An 18,417-nucleotide genomic window follows, 5' to 3' on the forward strand; every position below is an offset into this window, starting at 1 on the left:
CTTATCAATTTACTTTTTGTTTTGAGGTGGCGCAGGGGGCTGCAACACGTCTCCTGTTGGACTCAATCCGTATTTTTGCCCTAATGATTGCAAAATGAGTTGCGCATCAAAAGCATCAGGTGATTGCTGCTGAGTCTGAAAACACTCGATAGTATACGACACTTGGATTGGATCAAGATTGACCACTTGAGGCATATCATAGAATGGATCAGGCCAAAAGGCAGGATGGCGGCGGTAATAACCATATGGGTAATAAGAGGGTGTCGGATAAATCACAGCTTGGCGTTGCGTCTTGTGACGTGCATTACTTGGATCATCAACAACGGTAAAATAACGGAAACCGTTTTTGACTGTAGTTTGTGCAGCTTTGAGTAAAGTAATTTCTTCTGCCGTACCATAACTCAAATTATTATCTGCCTGAAAACCGACACGGAACGTTTTATTGTTTAGTGGATAGGCTGTGAATTGCCCGAGTTGATCGAAAGTTTTAGGTTTTGATGGAACAGTTGCACATCCTGCCAGTGTTAATGTAACAAGGAGAGGGGCACATATGAATAAAGATTTCATTTTGCAATTCCTATGTTCAATGTCTCAGGAGACGAGAGACTTAAAAGCTGCTATTCGGTTCTGTTAAAAAGGTCAGTTCTTCAGGTGTCGAGCTTCGACCTAAGATGGCATTACGATGTGGATAACGGCCAAAACGGTCAATAATCACTTTATGCTTTTTTTCAAAGCTCAAATTAATTTCGTTTCCTAAACGCTGGAACAGTTTTAAAGCAAACTCATGCATTAATTTAGATTCACTATGCATAAATGGCATATATAAAAATGAGCGTTGTTCGGGATTAAGTTGAGCATCGAGTTGTAAACTAATTGCTTCTTGAGCAAGCATCAATGCCATACTGTCATAGGCAAAAGCTTGCGCTTGATCACGATATAAGTTGCGAGAAAATTGATCCAACACAATAATTTCGGCTAAACGACCTTCTGGTGTGTGTCGCCAAGACCAAAGCTCTGCTTGGATCGCTTGATGGTGAATTATTTGAAATTGGTCGCGAATTTTTGCATCAAATTCATCACTTTTGGCAAACCAAAGTGAACGGTGTTCAGGATTAAACCAAAAATTAAGAATGTCCTGTGCTTGCATAGTTCAGTGCTCATGGGAAGATTTATTTTTTAATAAAATCACAATTTCAGCATGTCTTATATAACAAGATTGTGATAAAAATTGCCAAACTAAATCAGATGACTAGATCACAATTGTCGTTATAATTGGCAGAATAACCAAGTCGCGACCATTTATGTGGTTGGCTGATCTTAAATAAGCGAGCATATAAATTATGAATCAACCCAGCATACATTCTTCCTCTGTGATACCGACTTGGGTAGATGCTTCGCTATTAAAGGGGATGCTACGCGGCATTGAACGCGAAAGTTTACGTATGCAAAGCAATGGATTTTTATCACAAAAAAATCATCCAGAAGCTTTAGGTTCTGCACTGACACATCCGCATATCACGACAGATTATTCAGAAGCATTGATGGAGTTTATTACTACGCCGAAAACAACCATCGTGGCTGCATTAGATGAATTAAGAGATATTCATAGCGTGGTACATCAGCAGCTAGAAGAAGGCGAAAGATTATGGCCACTGTCCATGCCGTGTATGTTGGATGATAATGAAGAAAATATCCGATTAGCACAGTACGGCACTTCTAATATTGGCCGCTTTAAAACCTTATACCGTCATGGTTTAGGTGTACGTTATGGTCGCCGTATGCAAACCATTTCGGGCGTGCATTACAACTTATCTTTCCCGGATCAATTGTTTGCAGTATTGCAACAACATGAAACCAAGCAAGAATTAAAACAACTCAGTTTGCAGGATTATCGTAGCCATCGTTATTTTGGTTTGATTCGAAACTTTATTCGTTTGATCCCATTAGTGATGTATATGTTGGGTGCTAGCCCATCGGTTTGTCGTTGCTTTTTAACAGGGCGCGAGCATCATTTACAGCCTTTAGTTAAAGGGACTTTATACTTACCAGAAGCGACCGCTTTGCGTATGGGACGTTTGGGCTATCAAAACTCAGCGCAAAAAGAATTAGGTATTCATTACAACGATCTACACGATTATCTTGACGGATTACAAAAAGCGGTACATACCCCTTATCCTGAATTTACCGATTTAGGTTTAAATGATGAACAAGGTGAGCCGATTCAAATCAATGATCACGTGCTCCAAATCGAAAATGAATACTACAGTCTAGTTCGTCCGAAACAAGTACCACAAGCAGGTGAAACCCCATCACAAGCATTGAAGAATCGTGGTGTTGGATATGTAGAATTACGTGCCGTAGATGTGAACCCTTATAGTGCGATTGGAATTGATGAAATTTCAGCGGGTTTTCTTGAAAGTTTAGCGTTGTATTGTTTATTAAATGACAGTCCTGATTTGTTTGCAGAAGAGCAAGAGCAAATTGATCATAATCAAACTGAAGTGGTCAATCGTGGACGTGCAGTAGATGCTAAAATTATAGAAGGTGAAACAATAGTTTCACTGCATGATTGGGCACAACGTCATTTAAATGCGATTCAAGACTGCGCTACTTTGTTAGATCAAATGGATGGTTCACAGTTATATTCTGAGGCAATCCAAGTGATGCAGCAGCGTTTAAATCATGTTGACAATACGCTTTCCGCGCATGTGATTAAAGATACTTTGGATAATGGTGGGACATGGAGCTTTGGGAGTGTTATGGCTCAACAACATGTCAATCGTTATGAGCAACATCAGCTGAGTGCAGAAAGAGAACAATATTTTGCAGAATTAGCGCAAACATCGTTGCAAAAACAGGCGCAACTTGAACAAGATAACGACATCAGCTTCGAACAATATCTTGCACAATACCGTTAAAATTTTAGAGGACTTCCCATGCGATGGACTTATCGCTTAGTTAGTGCATTACTGGTACTAACGAGTATTATTGGTATCTCGTTTGCGTTGTATTTAGAACATGTGCAAGGTTTAGAGCCTTGTCCACTGTGTATTTTCCAACGTATTGGCTTAATTGGAATGGGATTGATTGCGTTAGTCGCATTTATTCATAATCCGATTTCAAATGGTTTTAAACGTTTTTATGCACTATTAGCAACTTTATCCATCGGTTGGTCTGTGGGCGTGGCATCTCGTCATGTTTGGCTACAACATTTACCACCTGATAAGGTGCCAAGTTGTGGTCCAGGCTTGGACTATTTAGTTGATGCATTGCCAATGAAAGCGGTATTTCAGGAAGTGCTTTCAGGTTCAGGCGAATGTGCAGCAATTGATTGGACTTTTTTAGGACAATCACTACCAGTGTGGTCGTTGCTATATTTTAGTTTGATCTTATTGGTATGTTTGTGGCAGTTGTTTAGACATTATAGTGCTGCTAAATAATAAAAAAGCCAACGATACGTTGGCTTTTTTATTGGATCAAGAAGACTGGTATCAGGTTTCTACGATGCCATCTAAATCATCAAAAGTATAATTATTCGGAACATTAATTAAATGTGTTTGGATACCTTCCTCAACGACTTCGTCAACATCAGGATATAACCAACGCGTAATCTGTTCAGCAACACTCGAATGGTACTGAATTTCAAAATGGTTTAAACCATAGAATACGGCTTTATGGGTTTCTGGTAATTTAAGTTGGAAGCGTGGATTTTGATGTTCACCTAGCGCACTTTTTACGCTGACCAAATAATCGCCAATGACAGAGAGTGCTTTATTACGCAATTTCTCAAATTCTAAAGTACCTGCAATTAAGAAGGTATTGATATGTGAGGGTAATGGAGCAGGTTTACGATTATCATCAGCAAAGCCAATACGTGCATCATTATGTTCCCAATCATCATCTCGAACACTGCCATGACGCAAATCTAAAATACCATTACTACGAATGTTGACCAGTTGACCAATTAAGCTAATAAAAGGGAACGCGCCCAATTTATCTTGCAAAATAAAACCAAAGCGTTCTAGCACTGCACCATGATGTGGCGAACCAATGCAAACTAAATTCTCAACCATATGCACCCATTGGTAGAGATTTTGTTTGCCATAAAATAGGGCACTCCGTGAAACCAAGCCACCCATACTATGTCCGATTAAATCAATGCTAGTGATTCTTGGATTTCGTTGCACTAAATCTTCAAGTACATTTGCAAAGCTTCGACCATTTGCAGAAATACGACGCCCTGTATTGTAGTTCAGATATAACATGGTGTTGTTGTCCCGTTGCGCAAGCAGACGTTCACCAATTCCACCATAACGGCTATTTGACCAGCTGAGATGATTCATACACAGACCATGTGTAAGAATGACAATACGACCAGTTAATTCACCTTGTTGTAATGATCCATAATGATCATAAAGCACCATAGGTAAAGCCATTGGGTTGTGTTGTTTTAAGAAAAAGTCTCCAAAAATCCCATTTAATGCACCCACCACGAAATGCAGTGTTGGTGTCAGGGGTTTATCATGCAGCACAGGGAATTTTTCAATAATATGACGTAAACTTGGTGCAAGAAAACTGCTACCGTACTTCTGTAATGTGTCATAAGAAAATTGATAAAATTTTTGCAACTGTGGAAGTTTCTGTAAATTTTTAGCTTTTTGTGCGCTTAAACCAAGTGTTGTCCGTAACACTTCTGTTTGCACTAATTGCACCAATTCGTGAACACCACTTAAGCTCGTGCTCACAACTTGCGCCAAACCTTCCAAAACATCTGCCTGACTAGGGGGTGTACTGTCCCATTTGCAGTAGGTTTCATGCAGAGGCGTTAAACTTGGCATATTGATTTCCCCATCCTTGATATATACCGAAGGTTTGAAGTAATTGACTTAATATTCTTTAGATAAACTACAACAAACGCTTACATCTTATGTGTTTCATAAGTAATTTTTTTAGAATACTGATGAACGGAGTGCACTATCGTTTTTTGTGTCAGACAATATCAAGCTTAAATGTAATTTATATTGTTATTTGTTTATCTATTAACCTAAATAATGTGATTTATTTGGCAATAAGTCAAGCTGTTGTCTATTATGGTGCGTATGCAAATTATTTATTTACATGGCTTTCAAAGCAGTCCCATGTCAAAAAAGGGGCAACAATTAGAACAATATTGCACAAATGTTGAGCATGCTGATGTGCATTTACCTGATTTGAATAAACCGCCTGAACACGTTTTAAGAGATGTTTCTAAGCTGATTGAAAGTTTACCACTCGATCAAGTTACATTGGTTGGAAGTAGCTTAGGGGGATTCTATGCGACATATTTTGTCGCAAAATATGGATGCCCTGCTGTACTGATTAATCCTGCTATGCAACCATGGCAGTTATTCGAAGATTTATTCGGGATTGAACAAATCCCGCTCAAAGTCACTGATTCATGGACACTCGATGCCGACCAATTGCAGCAATTACAATCAATTGCTGACACGAAGTTAAAGCATGCTGATAAAATTCTTGTACTGTTGCAACGAGGTGACGAAGTCTTGGATTATCGTCAAGCACAACGTTATTATAATGCAGCACAGCCATCTGCATTGATTTTAACCGACGCTGATGGTAATCATGCAATGGATGATTTTGAAGAAAAATTACCTTTCGTACTCCGATTTTTATCGACAGCCCTCTAATAAGGAAGTCAGACCCAGTGACACAATACACGGCACAATCCCTTGAAGTTCTTTCTGGTTTAGATCCTGTTCGTCGTCGTCCCGGTATGTATACCGATACCTCACGTCCAAACCATTTGGCACAAGAGGTGATTGATAATGCGGTGGACGAAGCACTTGCAGGACATGCCAATCAAATTTGTGTCACCGTATATGAAGATGGTTCATTGTCAGTCGAAGATAATGGACGAGGTATGCCAGTCGATATTCATCCTGAATATGGACAAAGTGGTATCGAAATTATTTTGACCAAATTACATGCAGGCGGAAAATTTAGTACCGATAATTACCAATTTTCTGGTGGTTTACATGGTGTTGGTATTTCTGTCGTGAATGCTTTATCAACACGCGTTGAGGTTGCGGTACAACGCCAAGGTAACTTGTATCAAATGGCATTTGAACAAGGTGAACCTGTTGCACCATTATCGGTGTTAGAAGGTAAAGTTGCAAAACGTGCGACAGGGACAACCGTCCGTTTCTGGCCAGAAGCAAAATATTTTGATAGTCCAAAATTTGCACTAAAAGCATTGAAGCATAATTTGAAAGCTAAAGCCGTTTTAGCGGCAGGTTTAAAAATTATTTATGACGATAAAATTAATAACGAAAAAATTGAATGGCAGTTTGAAAATGGTCTAGTCGACTATTTAATGGATGAACTTGAGGATCGAGAGATTCTACCTGATCCTGCATTTGTCAGTAGTGGACAAGCAGAGCGAGCAGCTTGTGAATTTGCGATCTGTTGGAATGTTGAGGGTGGTGAACAAATACAAGAAAGTTACGTCAATTTGATTCCAACCGCACAAGGGGGAACCCATGTCAATGGATTGCGTTCAGGGGTCACGGAGGCGTTACGAGAGTTCTGTGAGTTACGTAATTTATTACCACGTAATATGAAACTCTCTGCGGAAGATGTTTGGGATGGGGTCAATTTCATTCTATCGCTGAAATTCCAAGAACCTCAATTTTCAGGGCAAACCAAAGAACGTTTATCCAGTCGTGAAGCCTCTAATATTGTGTTGAATATTGCCAAAGATGCATTTGCTTTATGGTTAAACCAACATGCTGAGATTGCAACGCAGTTAGCTGAAATGGCAATTGCTAAAGCTGGACGTCGCTTAAAAGCAGCGAAAAAAGTGGAGCGTAAAAAGATCGTCTCTGGTCCTGCATTACCCGGAAAACTGGCTGATTGTGTGGGTTTAACGCGTGAAGACAGCGAATTATTTATTGTCGAAGGAGATTCTGCGGGTGGAAGTGCTAAACAAGCGCGTGACAAGAATTTCCAAGCGATTATGCCGATTCGTGGAAAAATTCTAAATACATGGGAAGTATCTTCGGATGAGGTGCTCGCTTCTCAAGAGGTACATGATATTGCGATTGCCATAGGAGTTGATCCGGGCAGCGATGACCTATCTGAATTACGTTATGGCAAAATCTGTATCCTTGCCGACGCAGACTCGGATGGTCTACATATCGCGACATTACTCTGTGCGTTGTTTGTGAAACATTTCCCGACTTTAGTTGAAGACGGTCATTTGTTTGTCGCAATGCCACCACTGTATCGTATTGATATTGGTAAAGATGTTTATTATGCGTTAGATGATAGTGAACTCGAAAGCATTTTGAAAAAAGTGAAAGGTAATAAAAATCCGCAAATCACTCGATTTAAAGGATTGGGTGAGATGAATGCGAGTCAATTGCGTGAAACTACGATGGATCCCAATACCCGCCGTTTAGTCCAACTCGATTTGGATGATGCGCATTTTACCGCAGGATTATTAGATAAATTGCTTGCAAAAAAACGTTCGAGTGATCGTAAGCATTGGTTAGAGCAGAAAGGTAATTTAGCGGATATTGTGGTCTGATGAAACAATATCCTTCACCTGATGATATTCAGGAAATGCGTCGCAGAGGCTATGATCCCCGTACAATTGCAGAAGCTGAAGAGTTATTACCGCGCTGGCAGCAGTTGGATCAGCTTAGACAAAAGATTGAGAGTGCTTTTGCTGGGGTCACTTTGCAAGAGGGTATTGGTTTATATGAAGCGCAAGGAATAGATGATTATGCAAGTCAGGCACAATGTCTGGCTTATCGTGCCAAAGATGAAAAATTAGACTGGCATAATATCTCAATCAATGACTTGAATCGTTGTAACAGCAGTCCAACTTTCTTTGATGCTCAGGGTATGCTGTTTCATTTACCCGCATTTTTATTGGCAAGTTTAAATGGTGATTATTTACATGGGCTCACTTTTACATTGATACATCTAGGTGATCATACAGAAAGAAAATTTTGCTTGTTTAATGCCGAACAGCGTGCAGTTGTTGCAGACTATTTACAATTTTTGTTAGATGAACCTGATTACATATACGATCATGAGGAAATTAAGAGTGCCCTAATTACAGGTTATTGGTCTAATACAAACGAATATTAATGTGTTAGCAAATCAATTAAAAAATCTGCATCATTTTAGTTCACCTCGTTCTTTTTGTATGCAATGTTGTATACAAGATTGAATTCTTATTTATTTGATCTGATAAATATTAAAATAAAACAATAACTTAAATTATTGGCATAGAAATTGAATAACTCCACTCAGTAAAAATCACAATATCAACCTGTGGAGAACAAAGATGCAAAATAAATTGATGTCGATGTCTGTACTTATGGCAGCGATGATGGGGGTAGGACTGGTCGGTTGTTCAAAACCAGCAGAAAAAACAGAACAAACAAAAACTGAAACTAAAGCGGCACCTGCAGCAAGTGGCGATACGATTAAGGTAGGGATTTTACATTCACTCTCAGGCACGATGGCAATTTCTGAGACATCTCTGAAAGATACTGCATTGATGACAATTAATGAAATCAATGCCAATGGCGGGGTGATGGGTAAAAAACTCGAACCTGTCATTGTTGACCCAGCATCAGATTGGCCGCTATTTGCTGAAAAAGCACGTCAGTTAATTACTCAGGACAAAGTTGCTGTTATTTTCGGTTGCTGGACGTCAGTATCACGTAAATCGGTGCTTCCTGTGGTGGAAGAGCTGAATGGTCTGTTGTTCTATCCAGTGCAGTATGAGGGTCAGGAACAGTCTAAAAATATTTTCTATACAGGTGCGGCACCGAACCAGCAAGCGATTCCTGCGGTGGAATATTTAATGGGCGATGAGGGCGGCAAGGCACAACGTTTTGTGTTGCTCGGCACGGATTATGTCTATCCACGTACCACCAATAAAATTCTGCGTGCATTCCTGAAATCTAAAGGCGTTGCTGATGCAGACATTATGGAAGAATACACACCATTTGGTCATAGCAACTATCAAACCATCGTTTCCAATATTAAAAAATTCTCTGCGGGTAAAAAGACTGCGGTGATCTCCACCATCAACGGTGATTCAAACGTGCCGTTCTACCGTGAATTGGGTAACCAGGGTATTAAAGCCTCTGATATTCCAGTGATGGCTTTCTCAGTTGGGGAAGAAGAATTACGTGGAATTGATACCAAACCATTGGTGGGTCATTTAGCTTCATGGAACTATTTCATGTCAGTTAAAAATCCGAAAAATACCGAATTTGTGAATAAATTCAAACAGTACGCAGTGGAGTACAAGCTTCCAAATGCCGACAAAGTTGTGACCAACGATCCGATGGAAGCGACCTATGTGGGTATCAATATGTGGAAACAAGCGGTTGAAAAAGCAGGTACAACGGACGTTGATAAAGTTCGTGATGCGATGGCGGGTCAAACTTTTGCAGCACCATCGGGTTATACCCTCAAAATGGATGAAACCAATCACCATTTACATAAACCTGTGATGATCGGACAAATTCGTGGTGATGGTCAATTTGATGTGGTTTATAAAACACCACAGACCATCAAAGCTGAGCCTTGGAGCCCATATATTCCTAAATAATTTTCTCATGCAACCTGCTGCTTAGGCAGCGGGTTTTTCTTGGTTTTATTTCTGATTGATTGGTTTAAATAGAAAATATAAGGGGAGTCTTATGGCGAAACACTATGTTTTGGCACTGCTCTGCATCATGGCACAGATCATTTTTAATCCTGCATGGGCAGAAGTTACCTCACCAACAACAGTGACGTCTACAACTTCTCAGGATGCCATCCAAACTTTTGTTAAATCCGACTTTACCGCTCGTCGTGCCATGTTGAATCAATGGCCAGCGAGTATTGAGCAACTGGATCAATTGGTCGCGTATATTGATCAAAATGAGTTATATACCGATAGTTCAGGTCATACTTACATTTTAAAAAACGATGAAAAATTGTTGAGTTACCCACAACAACAACTCATCGAAACTTGGCCCTCAGATTTATCTCAAGTGACGCTAGTCAATACTTTACGTAAGGCACTGAACTTTGGACAAGCCAAAGCTAAACTCAATTCAGACGATGCTTCACAACGTTTGGCTGCGGTGGACATTTTAGAAAATAATTTAGATGAGCTCGATGTTGCCACAGTTAAGCAACTCTATCTCAATGAAAAAAGTGAAGCGGTTAAAGCACGTTTAGCACAGTTGAAAGCTCGTTTAGATTTTAATAGCCAAGATGAATTTACTAAAATCGAAGCGGTAAAAGTTTTGGCAGATTCGAACCGTCCCGATGTATTCGCATTGATCAACCAAAGCTTAGAACAGCCACAAAGTAATCCTGCATTAAAAGCGGCTTTGCTTGAAGCACAAAATAAAATTAAAACGCGTATTCAAATCAGTGAATGGTCAGGGCATGTATTTTCGGGTCTCAGTACCGCTAGTATTTTACTTTTAGCGGCGCTTGGTCTTGCGATCACATATGGTTTGCTTGGTGTCATCAATATGGCACATGGTGAACTCATCATGATCGGTGCTTATACCACTTACGTGATTCAAAGTTTTTTTAAAACGCACTTTGCAGGCTTAGTCGATTGGTATTTATTGGCTGCGATTCCTGCTGCATTTCTGGTGAGTGCGCTGATTGGCATGTTGATTGAACGCACGGTGATTCGCCCCCTGTATGGTCGCCAACTGGAAACATTATTAGCCACCTTTGGTGTCAGCTTAATCTTGATGCAATCGGTTCGGATGATCTTTGGTGCACAGAACGTTGAAGTGTCGAATGTCGCATGGCTTAGTGGTGGTATTGCCCTGACACCAAGCCTGATGTTGCCATATAACCGTATTGCGATTATTGGTTTTACTGTGGCGGTCTTACTGCTTCTAGTTTTCTTATTAAATAAAACCCGTTTTGGATTATTTGTCCGTGCTGTGACACAAAATCGTCAAATGGCGCGTGCCGTGGGAATTCGATCTGCACGTATCGATATGCTGGCATTTGGTTTAGGTTCAGGCTTAGCTGGATTGGCAGGTTGTGCGCTAGCACAAGTCGGCAATGTCGGGCCTGACCTCGGACAAAACTACATCATCGATGCTTTCCTTGTTGTTGTAGTTGGTGGTGTCGGTCAAGTATGGGGTGCGGTACTTGCAGCCTTAGGCTTAGGGATTAGCGGTACAGTTTTAGAGATTGGTTTAGGTGCGGTTTTAGCAAAAATTATTCTCTTGGTTCTTGTGATTTTGTTTATCCAAAAGCGTCCACAAGGTTTGTTTGCCATCAAAGGTCGTTTCGTGGAGTAAGCCAATGAAAATCACTTCTTTATTTGCAGATAAACCGTATAGCGCAATTGCGATTGCCATTTGTTTTACCGTGTTATTGAGCTTACCTTGGTTACATCTGTTATCCCCTGATTCGGCATTTTATCTGTCTGCGTATTGGATCACGTTAATTGGCAAAATCATGTGCTTGGCTTTGGTCGCGTTGGCACTGGATTTAGTGTGGGGCTATGCAGGGATTTTAAGCTTGGGGCATGGTTTGTATTTCGCCTTGGGTGGTTATGCCTTTGGCATGTACTTGATGCGCGAATCCGCAGGTGATGGCTTACCTGATTTCATGCGTTTCCTCAGTTGGACAGAACTCCCTTGGTATTGGGTTGGCACTGAGCATTTTGCTTGGGCGATGATCTTGGTTTTATCTGTGCCTGCCTTAGTTGCGTTTATTTTTGGTTTTTTTGCTTTCCGCTCAAAAATCAAGGGTGTGTATTTCTCAATTATTACCCAAGCCATGACTTTTGCCGCAGCCTTATTATTCTTCCGCAATGAGACAGGTTTTGGTGGAAACAATGGCTTCACGGGGTTTAAAACCTTACTCGGTTTTGATATCACCTCTGCGCCGATGCGTGCCACTTTATGTTTTGTCACTGCTTTGGTGTTAATGCTGTGTTTTATCGGCTTACGTCAACTGATGAATCGTCCTTATGGTCGAGTGCTTGGCGCGATTCGTGACAGTGAAAACCGCTTGCAATATTTGGGCTATCGCACACTGTGGTACAAGCTTTCAGCATGGGTGCTATCGGCAGTGATTGCAGGTATCGCAGGGGCGTTGTATGTGCCACAGGTTGGCATTATTAACCCAAGTGAAATGAATCCAGTCAACTCGATTGAAATGGCAGTGTGGGTTGCCGCAGGTGGTCGTGGCACATTGATTGGACCGATTCTTGGTGCAGGTTTAATCAATGCTGTGAAGACTTATTTTACAGTAGCAGCACCAGAAGCATGGTTATTGATCTTAGGTGCTTTATTTATCGTGGTGACGATTTTCTTGCCAAAAGGTGTGATTGGATTATTTGACCGTTTTAAAAAGGAGAGCAATTAAATGAGTGATTTATTCCTAGACTCAGCTCAACATGGCGGTCAACTCGGCGAGGGTTATGGACGCGCCAAAACTGAGGGCGCAGACTTTAGTCATGGCATTGCCTTGTATTTGGAAAAAGTCAGTGTCTGGTTTGATTCGTTTCGCGCCCTCAATGATTTATCACTGTATATCGCTGAAGGTGAATTACGCTGCATCATTGGACCAAATGGTGCGGGGAAAACCACACTAATGGATGTGATTACAGGGAAGACTCGTCCAACCACGGGCACTGCTTTTTTTGGACAAAACTATGATCTTGCCAAAATGAGTACCGAGGAAATTGCGGAAGCAGGGATTGGGCGCAAATTCCAAAAACCAACGGTATTTGAAAATTTCACAGTCATGGAAAATTTACTGCTCGCTGCACCACGAGATAAGCGAGTCAAGAAGAGCTTATTTTCTCGTTTAGACCCAGAAGCACAATTGGCATTGGATGAAAGTTTGGAGCAAATCCGTTTAAAGGAATTTGTAAAAAAGCCCGCAGGATTATTATCGCATGGTCAAAAGCAGTGGTTAGAAATCGGCATGTTATTGATGCAACGTCCGAAGCTGATTTTATTGGATGAACCTGTGGCAGGAATGACCGATGCAGAAACAGAACGGACGGCTGAACTGTGTTTGGAATTGAAAAAAAATCATACGCTTGTGGTCGTAGAACATGACATGAGCTTTATTGATACCATAAGCGAAAAAGTTACGGTATTAGCACAGGGCGCAATCTTGGCAGAAGGCACATTAGCAGAGGTACAAGCCAATGAAGATGTGATTGAAAAGTATTTAGGACGCTAGGAGACAGCCATGTTAGAAGTGAAAGAAATTAACCAGTTTTATGGTGGCAGTCATATTCTGCGTGACGTATCTTTTCAAGCGCCTATAGGTGAATGCAGCGTCGTTTTAGGACGTAATGGCGTAGGTAAAACCACGTTGCTGAAATGCTTGATGGGAATTTTACCGATTAAATCAGGACAAATTTTGTTAGACGGCAAAGACATAGCCAAGATGTCGCCTGAGCAACGGGTGCGTGCTGGCTTGGCATATGTACCGCAAGGACGAGATATTTTTTCAACTTTGACAGTAGAGGAAAATATCTTAATTGGTATGGCGAAATTTTCAGGTGCAAAAACACGGACAGTACCGAGTCATCTCTACGAAATTTTTCCTATACTTGATGAAATGAAACATCGCCGTGGTGGAGATTTATCGGGTGGTCAGCAGCAGCAGCTTGCAATTGCTAGAGCGTTGGCTTCTGAGCCTAGTGTCTTGATTTTGGATGAGCCAACTGAGGGGATTCAGCCGTCAATCATTAAAGATATTGGTCGCGTAATTCGTAAATTAGCAGATCAAGGGGAAATGGCGATCGTTTTAGTTGAGCAGTTTTATGATTTTGCTGAAGAGCTTGCAGATAACTATACCGTGATGGCGCGTGGTCAGGTGATCGCACAGGGGCAAGGTGCGGAAATGCCTGAAAAGGGAATAAGGGAGTTGGTGGCGATTTAATAAAAGCCTCGTAAGAGGCTTTTTACTTATTTACTCTCCACTTTATAGAACGTCCCACCAGCATAAACATTGTGTCCAAAGCCACAAGAAGATTCACTATCCTTCTGTTTCACCTCAATTTTTTGACCTAGATTCGGGTCATTAGCAAATTGAAGTTTGATCTGACAGTCTTCATAGCGATAGTTTGCCTGTTTTGCCGTGGTCGGCATGGTAGTTTCAAACTGCCCCATATTTGGACCATAAATCAGACCTCGAATCCCAAAGTAATAACCATCAAAAGCGATCTGATATTTATTTTGCTTTTTACTGACCTTAATGTAATCCCATTGCCCAAAACCATTGGCTCGAACATAAGTGCCTTGTAGGTCTTTAGATATTTGGGGCTTTGCTAGCTGTTTCAGGTTGTATTGGCTAGTTTTAGAGTCTTTATCTCTTAAAAACCAAACTCTTGCCCATTGGGGTTTACCTAATTTTGCATAACTTAATCCCACATTATTATTGGCAATTTCAATGTCTCGGTCAGTCACCTGAATGCCACTTTCCTGAGCATTCATTTGGCAGAACTGAGCCCATGCAGCTTGATCTTCAAATTGTTTTACTGCTTTGGCATATTGCTTTTGATCGTAAAACTTTTTGCCTGCTTGCGCATATTGTTTCACTTTGGCACAGCCTTGTTGTAACTCTTGTTCAAATGAATCTTCAGCAAAAGTTGAAGCTGAGCCAATTGCTGTTATAACCATTAGGCAAAGTTGCGTTGTTCTCATCATTTTCAATATTTCTAAAACTGCTTGGTACTCATTTTAAACAAGAAGTGAAAATAGATGCTGTGAGCAAATTGTTAGCTTGAAAGTTGTAGCTGCATCCAAACCAAGTCACGCCATTGTCCAAATTTTTGTCCGACTTGTGGCATATAACCTGTTTGTACAAAACCAAGCTGTTCATGTAACACAATTGAACCCATATTTTCACTATCAATCGCAGCTACCATGATATGCATGTTTTGTTGTATCGCGAGATGGATCAGTTGTTGCATCAAGGCTTTGCCTAGACCTTGACGTGCGTAGCTTGGATCAACAAAAACAGAATGTTCGATACTCTGACGATAGCCGCTGATACTACGAAATGCAGCATAGTAGGCATAGCCAGCAACTTTATTATGACGTTGGTCTTCAACCACAATCATTGGCAATTGCTGCTGTTGCATGTCTTGAAAACGTTGTTGGTATTGTTCTAAAGCAACAGCTTGATCGTTCCAGTTGGCTGTACCCGTCAGGATTTCATGATTATAAATCGTAAGAATTTGTTCCAAATCATTCATCGTGGCAAAACGAATTTGATAAGGTGAATGCAAAGGACGTGCTGCAAGCTTAAGTTTGAATGGCATGGATGAATTAATGAAAGTTCACATATTCTGAATATGCGTGATTGCAAAAAAAACAGCAAGACTAAGCTTGCTGTTTTTCAATAGATGGACTGTTTAGAAATGATATTTCACTAACGCACTGACATTGTTTTCGTCGCTGCCTTGGATACCAAACTTGTTATTCCAAACAGAGTGCTCAATACCTAAATATAAGCGTGTTTCAGGTGAAATATGTTTACCAACATTCCACTTATATTGAGTCGTCCAGTTGAGTTCACTTGCGTGACGCTCCTTACCGTCGTGTGCAGCACTTGACCAGTCAAGGAAACCATCGACCAAGAAATCTTCAGTTGATACTTTAAATGGCAATGCATAGGCAATCGTCATTTGATAGTCATCAGCGGTTTTTTCATTATTGGCACGGTAGAAGTTTACATTCGCATATTGGAAATATGGAATTGCTAAATCAAAGCCTACGCCGTACAAGAAGTTGTCAAAGTTATTGCCATTGGCACTATTGCTTTCCCATGTTGTTGAGATCAACACATCTTTGACTGGGCCGAAAGCAAGTTTTTGACCAGAAATTTCGCCTAAGCTCAAACGAGGAGAAAGTTCGAAATAGGTACTTTTGTTGTCGTCACCACCACGCATACGATCCATAAAGAAGAATACGTCGGCATATTGTACTTTTGCAGCGTATTCGACAGTTAAAGTCGTTTGTTTTTCATCGACAACTTCATAGTTTTCACCGTATAAACCAGTGAGGCTAAAATCTTGCCAAATAGGCTTTGCCTGAACGAAAGCTGCTGTAGATACCAATAAACAAGTCGCTGCAAGTTGCTTCAATTGCATTTAAAAAATCCCCCCAAAAATGGCGTGTCAAGCATACAAGGAATTAAGCAAAAATAAAGCCAAATTTGACCAAATGCTCAAAAGAACTGTATAGAGCCGACCAAAAGAAAAAAGCCAATGAATTTAAAAATCTTTTTGATCAAGTTTTAATAAAAATGTCAAAAATCAGCTTGCATATTTGTTATGAAAGTCAGATATTGGAGTTATAGAAGATCTTCTTAACTACTGAAAAGCAACAGATGTGAAGCAAGGAGACCACAAGCATTTACATAATCAAAATATACAACTGCACTGAATGAATGCATGCTCAAAGCGTGCTAAATAAAAAAGTTTCGTAGAACCGTCTCACAGAAAAGAGAGGAAGATATTTATGAATATTGAAATCCGTACAGATAAAAACATTCAAGGTAGCGAACGTTTAATTAGTTATGTCCGTGCAGAACTTACGCAAGAATTTCAACGCTATAGCGAGCGTATTACACATTTTTCGGTTCATATTAGTGATGAGAATGGGGAGAAAACGGGCGATCATGACAAACGTTGTATGATCGAAGCTCGTCCAGCGGGTATGAAGCCACTTGCCGTGACTCATAAAGCTGCAAATATTGATGCATCTATTCATGGTGCGATTGATAAGCTAAAACGTAGTTTGGAACATTTATATGAGAAAAAAGAACATCATCGTGGTGGTTTACCAGAATATGTTGACGTCGATGACGATGTAAAAGTTGATGATGAAGCGTAAAGATAAACGCGAAAAAAAGTCCAGTTTTGGGCTTTTTTTTTGTGTATATCAAATTTATACGTGATTTTATAAAAACCTGTCGGGATATTCGGCATAATAGAAACATTAAATATATTGTGAGAATTGGTCATGTTAAGCAATCAGCAGCAGGCCTTGGTGCAAGCCATACAACAACTCGATTTAGACCAAGTGCAATCTTTACTTGCTGAAGGACTCGACCCGAACTTTATTGATCCAGAACATGGTTTCCCGGTCTCTATTTTATGTGATGGCTTATTTGTCTGGTGGGAGAATGTCTGTGAAGCTTATGAAGCGGGTCAGCCATTGACTGAAGCAGATAAACAACAACAATTACAAGTTTATCAAGACATTTTAGAAGCATTAATTCAAGCGAAAGCCAATCTTCATTTATGGGATGCGGAAGAGTTTTATGGCCCGCTCTGGGATGCTGCAAGTTCAGCATGCGTACCAGTGGTTCAACGCTTACTTGATGAAAAAGTCGATCCAAACACAAGAGATGAAGAGGGTCTAACGATTTTGTCTTCAATTAGCCAACTGTTTTTTGATTGTGATTTTGATGAAATTGACTGGTCAGAATCTTTGGTCGAAGAGCGTGAGACACTCGAATTATTACGCAAACATGGCGCAAAAATGTCAAAAGAGCTAACGGCATAAGTCTAGCCAACAAGATATAAAGGGGAGAACAATGAAAAAGTTTCAAGTATTAGGCTTGGTTGCTGCATCAATCATGACAACTGCAACATTTGCAGCAGAATTTTCTTTTGACCGCCCAGGCTCAGGTATAGGTACGGGTATTACACCTGTAGGTCACTTGGCGTGGGAACAAGGACTACCGAGCGTAAGCTATCAAGAAGGGACAGTCGATGGCGTAAAAGATAAAACGCTTACATTGAACGGTGATATGCTTTTACGCACAGGTTTAGCTGATGGTCTAGAACTGCAACTGGGTTGGCAAGGTCCTGTTTGGCAGCAATATAAACATGCTGGCACTAAGAAAGAAACCAATGGTTTAGGTGATGTCAGTATTGGTTTGAAAAAGGCGATTAATTTAAAAGATGATCGTTTAACAATGGCATTGTTAGCAGAAGCGATTATTGCGACTGGCAATGATGAATTCACGAATCACGATGATATTTATAGCCTTACTTCAGCAGTTGCGTATAAGTTCAGCGATTTGGTGGGTACATCAATTACCATGCGTTATGAAGCACAAAACAGTGATTGGGCTGTGACTGCAATTCCAACCATTGATTATAAAATTGCGGGTAAATTATCTGGTTTTTCAGAGTTTGTTTATCGGAAAGCAGAAAGCCAAGACTATGAATATGGTTTAGGAACAGGTTTAGTCTATAGCTTAAATGATCGAGCTCAACTTGATGCCAGTATAGGTGTGGATTTGAATGGCGATCAAAAAAGCTATAACGGTGGTTTAGGTTTATCTGTTTTATTCTAGTCAAAATCTCCGCTAACTTTT

General features: G+C 40.4%; 19 protein-coding genes. 13 read left to right on the forward strand and 6 right to left on the reverse strand.

The window, feature by feature from the left end:
* Positions 1-9 precede the first annotated feature (9 nt).
* A complete protein-coding gene (locus AC0JIQ_RS00475; RefSeq protein WP_004659808.1) occupies positions 10-567 on the reverse strand; it encodes a CC0125/CC1285 family lipoprotein in 558 nt (185 codons plus the stop codon).
* Between the two features lie 40 nt (positions 568-607).
* On the reverse strand, positions 608-1,147 hold the full coding sequence (locus AC0JIQ_RS00480; RefSeq protein WP_004659809.1) for a DUF924 family protein: 540 nt from the start codon (positions 1,145-1,147) through the stop codon (positions 608-610).
* Between the two features lie 193 nt (positions 1,148-1,340).
* Between AC0JIQ_RS00480 and gshA the strand changes: the two genes are divergently transcribed.
* Both gshA and AC0JIQ_RS00490 read left to right on the forward strand, forming a co-directional pair.
* On the forward strand, positions 1,341-2,918 hold the full coding sequence (gene gshA / locus AC0JIQ_RS00485) for a glutamate--cysteine ligase (RefSeq protein WP_474202310.1): 1,578 nt from the start codon (positions 1,341-1,343) through the stop codon (positions 2,916-2,918).
* Positions 2,919-2,936: 18 nt separating this feature from the next.
* A complete protein-coding gene (locus tag AC0JIQ_RS00490; protein WP_004659814.1) occupies positions 2,937-3,440 on the forward strand; it encodes a disulfide bond formation protein B in 504 nt (167 codons plus the stop codon).
* Between the two features lie 51 nt (positions 3,441-3,491).
* Here AC0JIQ_RS00490 and AC0JIQ_RS00495 read toward each other — a convergent pair whose 3' ends face one another.
* Positions 3,492-4,838, reverse strand: a complete 1,347-nt coding sequence (locus tag AC0JIQ_RS00495) for a GPI inositol-deacylase (protein ID WP_250750766.1) — start codon at positions 4,836-4,838, stop codon at positions 3,492-3,494.
* A gap of 261 nt (positions 4,839-5,099) precedes the next feature.
* Here AC0JIQ_RS00495 and AC0JIQ_RS00500 point away from each other — a divergent pair, with 261 nt between their 5' ends.
* The 8 genes from AC0JIQ_RS00500 to urtE all read left to right on the forward strand — a co-directional run bounded on the left by AC0JIQ_RS00500 (position 5,100) and on the right by urtE (position 13,962).
* Positions 5,100-5,687 (forward strand): YqiA/YcfP family alpha/beta fold hydrolase, encoded by a 588-nt coding sequence (locus AC0JIQ_RS00500; protein ID WP_474203206.1) that lies wholly within the window; start codon positions 5,100-5,102, stop codon positions 5,685-5,687.
* A gap of 17 nt (positions 5,688-5,704) precedes the next feature.
* Positions 5,705-7,588: a DNA topoisomerase IV subunit B gene (gene parE / locus AC0JIQ_RS00505; RefSeq protein WP_004659820.1), complete on the forward strand. Its 1,884-nt coding sequence runs from the start codon at positions 5,705-5,707 to the stop codon at positions 7,586-7,588.
* Positions 7,588-8,157, forward strand: coding sequence for a DUF6714 family protein (locus AC0JIQ_RS00510; RefSeq protein WP_474202311.1), 570 nt, complete (start codon positions 7,588-7,590; stop codon positions 8,155-8,157). The genes parE and AC0JIQ_RS00510 overlap by 1 nt, the downstream gene beginning before the upstream one ends.
* A 199-nt stretch (positions 8,158-8,356) precedes the next feature.
* Positions 8,357-9,637: an urea ABC transporter substrate-binding protein gene (urtA, locus tag AC0JIQ_RS00515; RefSeq protein WP_474202313.1), complete on the forward strand. Its 1,281-nt coding sequence runs from the start codon at positions 8,357-8,359 to the stop codon at positions 9,635-9,637.
* A 91-nt stretch (positions 9,638-9,728) separates the two neighbouring features.
* On the forward strand, positions 9,729-11,351 hold the full coding sequence (gene urtB / locus AC0JIQ_RS00520) for an urea ABC transporter permease subunit UrtB (RefSeq protein ID WP_474202314.1): 1,623 nt from the start codon (positions 9,729-9,731) through the stop codon (positions 11,349-11,351).
* Between the two features lie 4 nt (positions 11,352-11,355).
* A complete protein-coding gene (urtC, locus tag AC0JIQ_RS00525; RefSeq protein WP_474202315.1) occupies positions 11,356-12,426 on the forward strand; it encodes an urea ABC transporter permease subunit UrtC in 1,071 nt (356 codons plus the stop codon).
* On the forward strand, positions 12,427-13,254 hold the full coding sequence (gene urtD, locus AC0JIQ_RS00530; RefSeq protein ID WP_249570419.1) for an urea ABC transporter ATP-binding protein UrtD: 828 nt from the start codon (positions 12,427-12,429) through the stop codon (positions 13,252-13,254).
* 9 nt (positions 13,255-13,263) lie between these two features.
* Positions 13,264-13,962, forward strand: a complete 699-nt coding sequence (urtE, locus tag AC0JIQ_RS00535) for an urea ABC transporter ATP-binding subunit UrtE (RefSeq protein ID WP_474202316.1) — start codon at positions 13,264-13,266, stop codon at positions 13,960-13,962.
* Positions 13,963-13,988: 26 nt separating this feature from the next.
* On the opposite strand, the gene AC0JIQ_RS00540 is transcribed toward urtE, so the two are convergent.
* The 3 genes from AC0JIQ_RS00540 to AC0JIQ_RS00550 form a co-directional block, all read right to left on the reverse strand.
* Positions 13,989-14,729, reverse strand: coding sequence for a hypothetical protein (locus AC0JIQ_RS00540; protein WP_474202317.1), 741 nt, complete (start codon positions 14,727-14,729; stop codon positions 13,989-13,991).
* A gap of 71 nt (positions 14,730-14,800) precedes the next feature.
* Entirely contained in the window at positions 14,801-15,346 is a 546-nt protein-coding gene (locus tag AC0JIQ_RS00545) for an N-acetyltransferase family protein (protein ID WP_474202318.1), read from the reverse strand.
* A 93-nt stretch (positions 15,347-15,439) separates the two neighbouring features.
* The gene (locus AC0JIQ_RS00550) at positions 15,440-16,177 is read right to left on the reverse strand and encodes an outer membrane protein OmpK (RefSeq protein ID WP_474202319.1); all 738 of its coding nucleotides are present in this window, start codon (positions 16,175-16,177) and stop codon (positions 15,440-15,442) included.
* Positions 16,178-16,547: 370 nt separating this feature from the next.
* Between AC0JIQ_RS00550 and AC0JIQ_RS00555 the strand changes: the two genes are divergently transcribed.
* The 3 genes from AC0JIQ_RS00555 to AC0JIQ_RS00565 all read left to right on the forward strand — a co-directional run bounded on the left by AC0JIQ_RS00555 (position 16,548) and on the right by AC0JIQ_RS00565 (position 18,396).
* Positions 16,548-16,922 (forward strand): HPF/RaiA family ribosome-associated protein, encoded by a 375-nt coding sequence (locus AC0JIQ_RS00555; protein WP_004659842.1) that lies wholly within the window; start codon positions 16,548-16,550, stop codon positions 16,920-16,922.
* A gap of 129 nt (positions 16,923-17,051) precedes the next feature.
* Positions 17,052-17,597, forward strand: a complete 546-nt coding sequence (locus AC0JIQ_RS00560; RefSeq protein WP_046739832.1) for an ankyrin repeat domain-containing protein — start codon at positions 17,052-17,054, stop codon at positions 17,595-17,597.
* A gap of 31 nt (positions 17,598-17,628) precedes the next feature.
* Positions 17,629-18,396, forward strand: coding sequence for a transporter (locus tag AC0JIQ_RS00565; RefSeq protein ID WP_046739831.1), 768 nt, complete (start codon positions 17,629-17,631; stop codon positions 18,394-18,396).
* Positions 18,397-18,417: the final 21 nt, after the last annotated feature.

This window comes from Acinetobacter sp. FB (genome assembly GCF_056033405.1).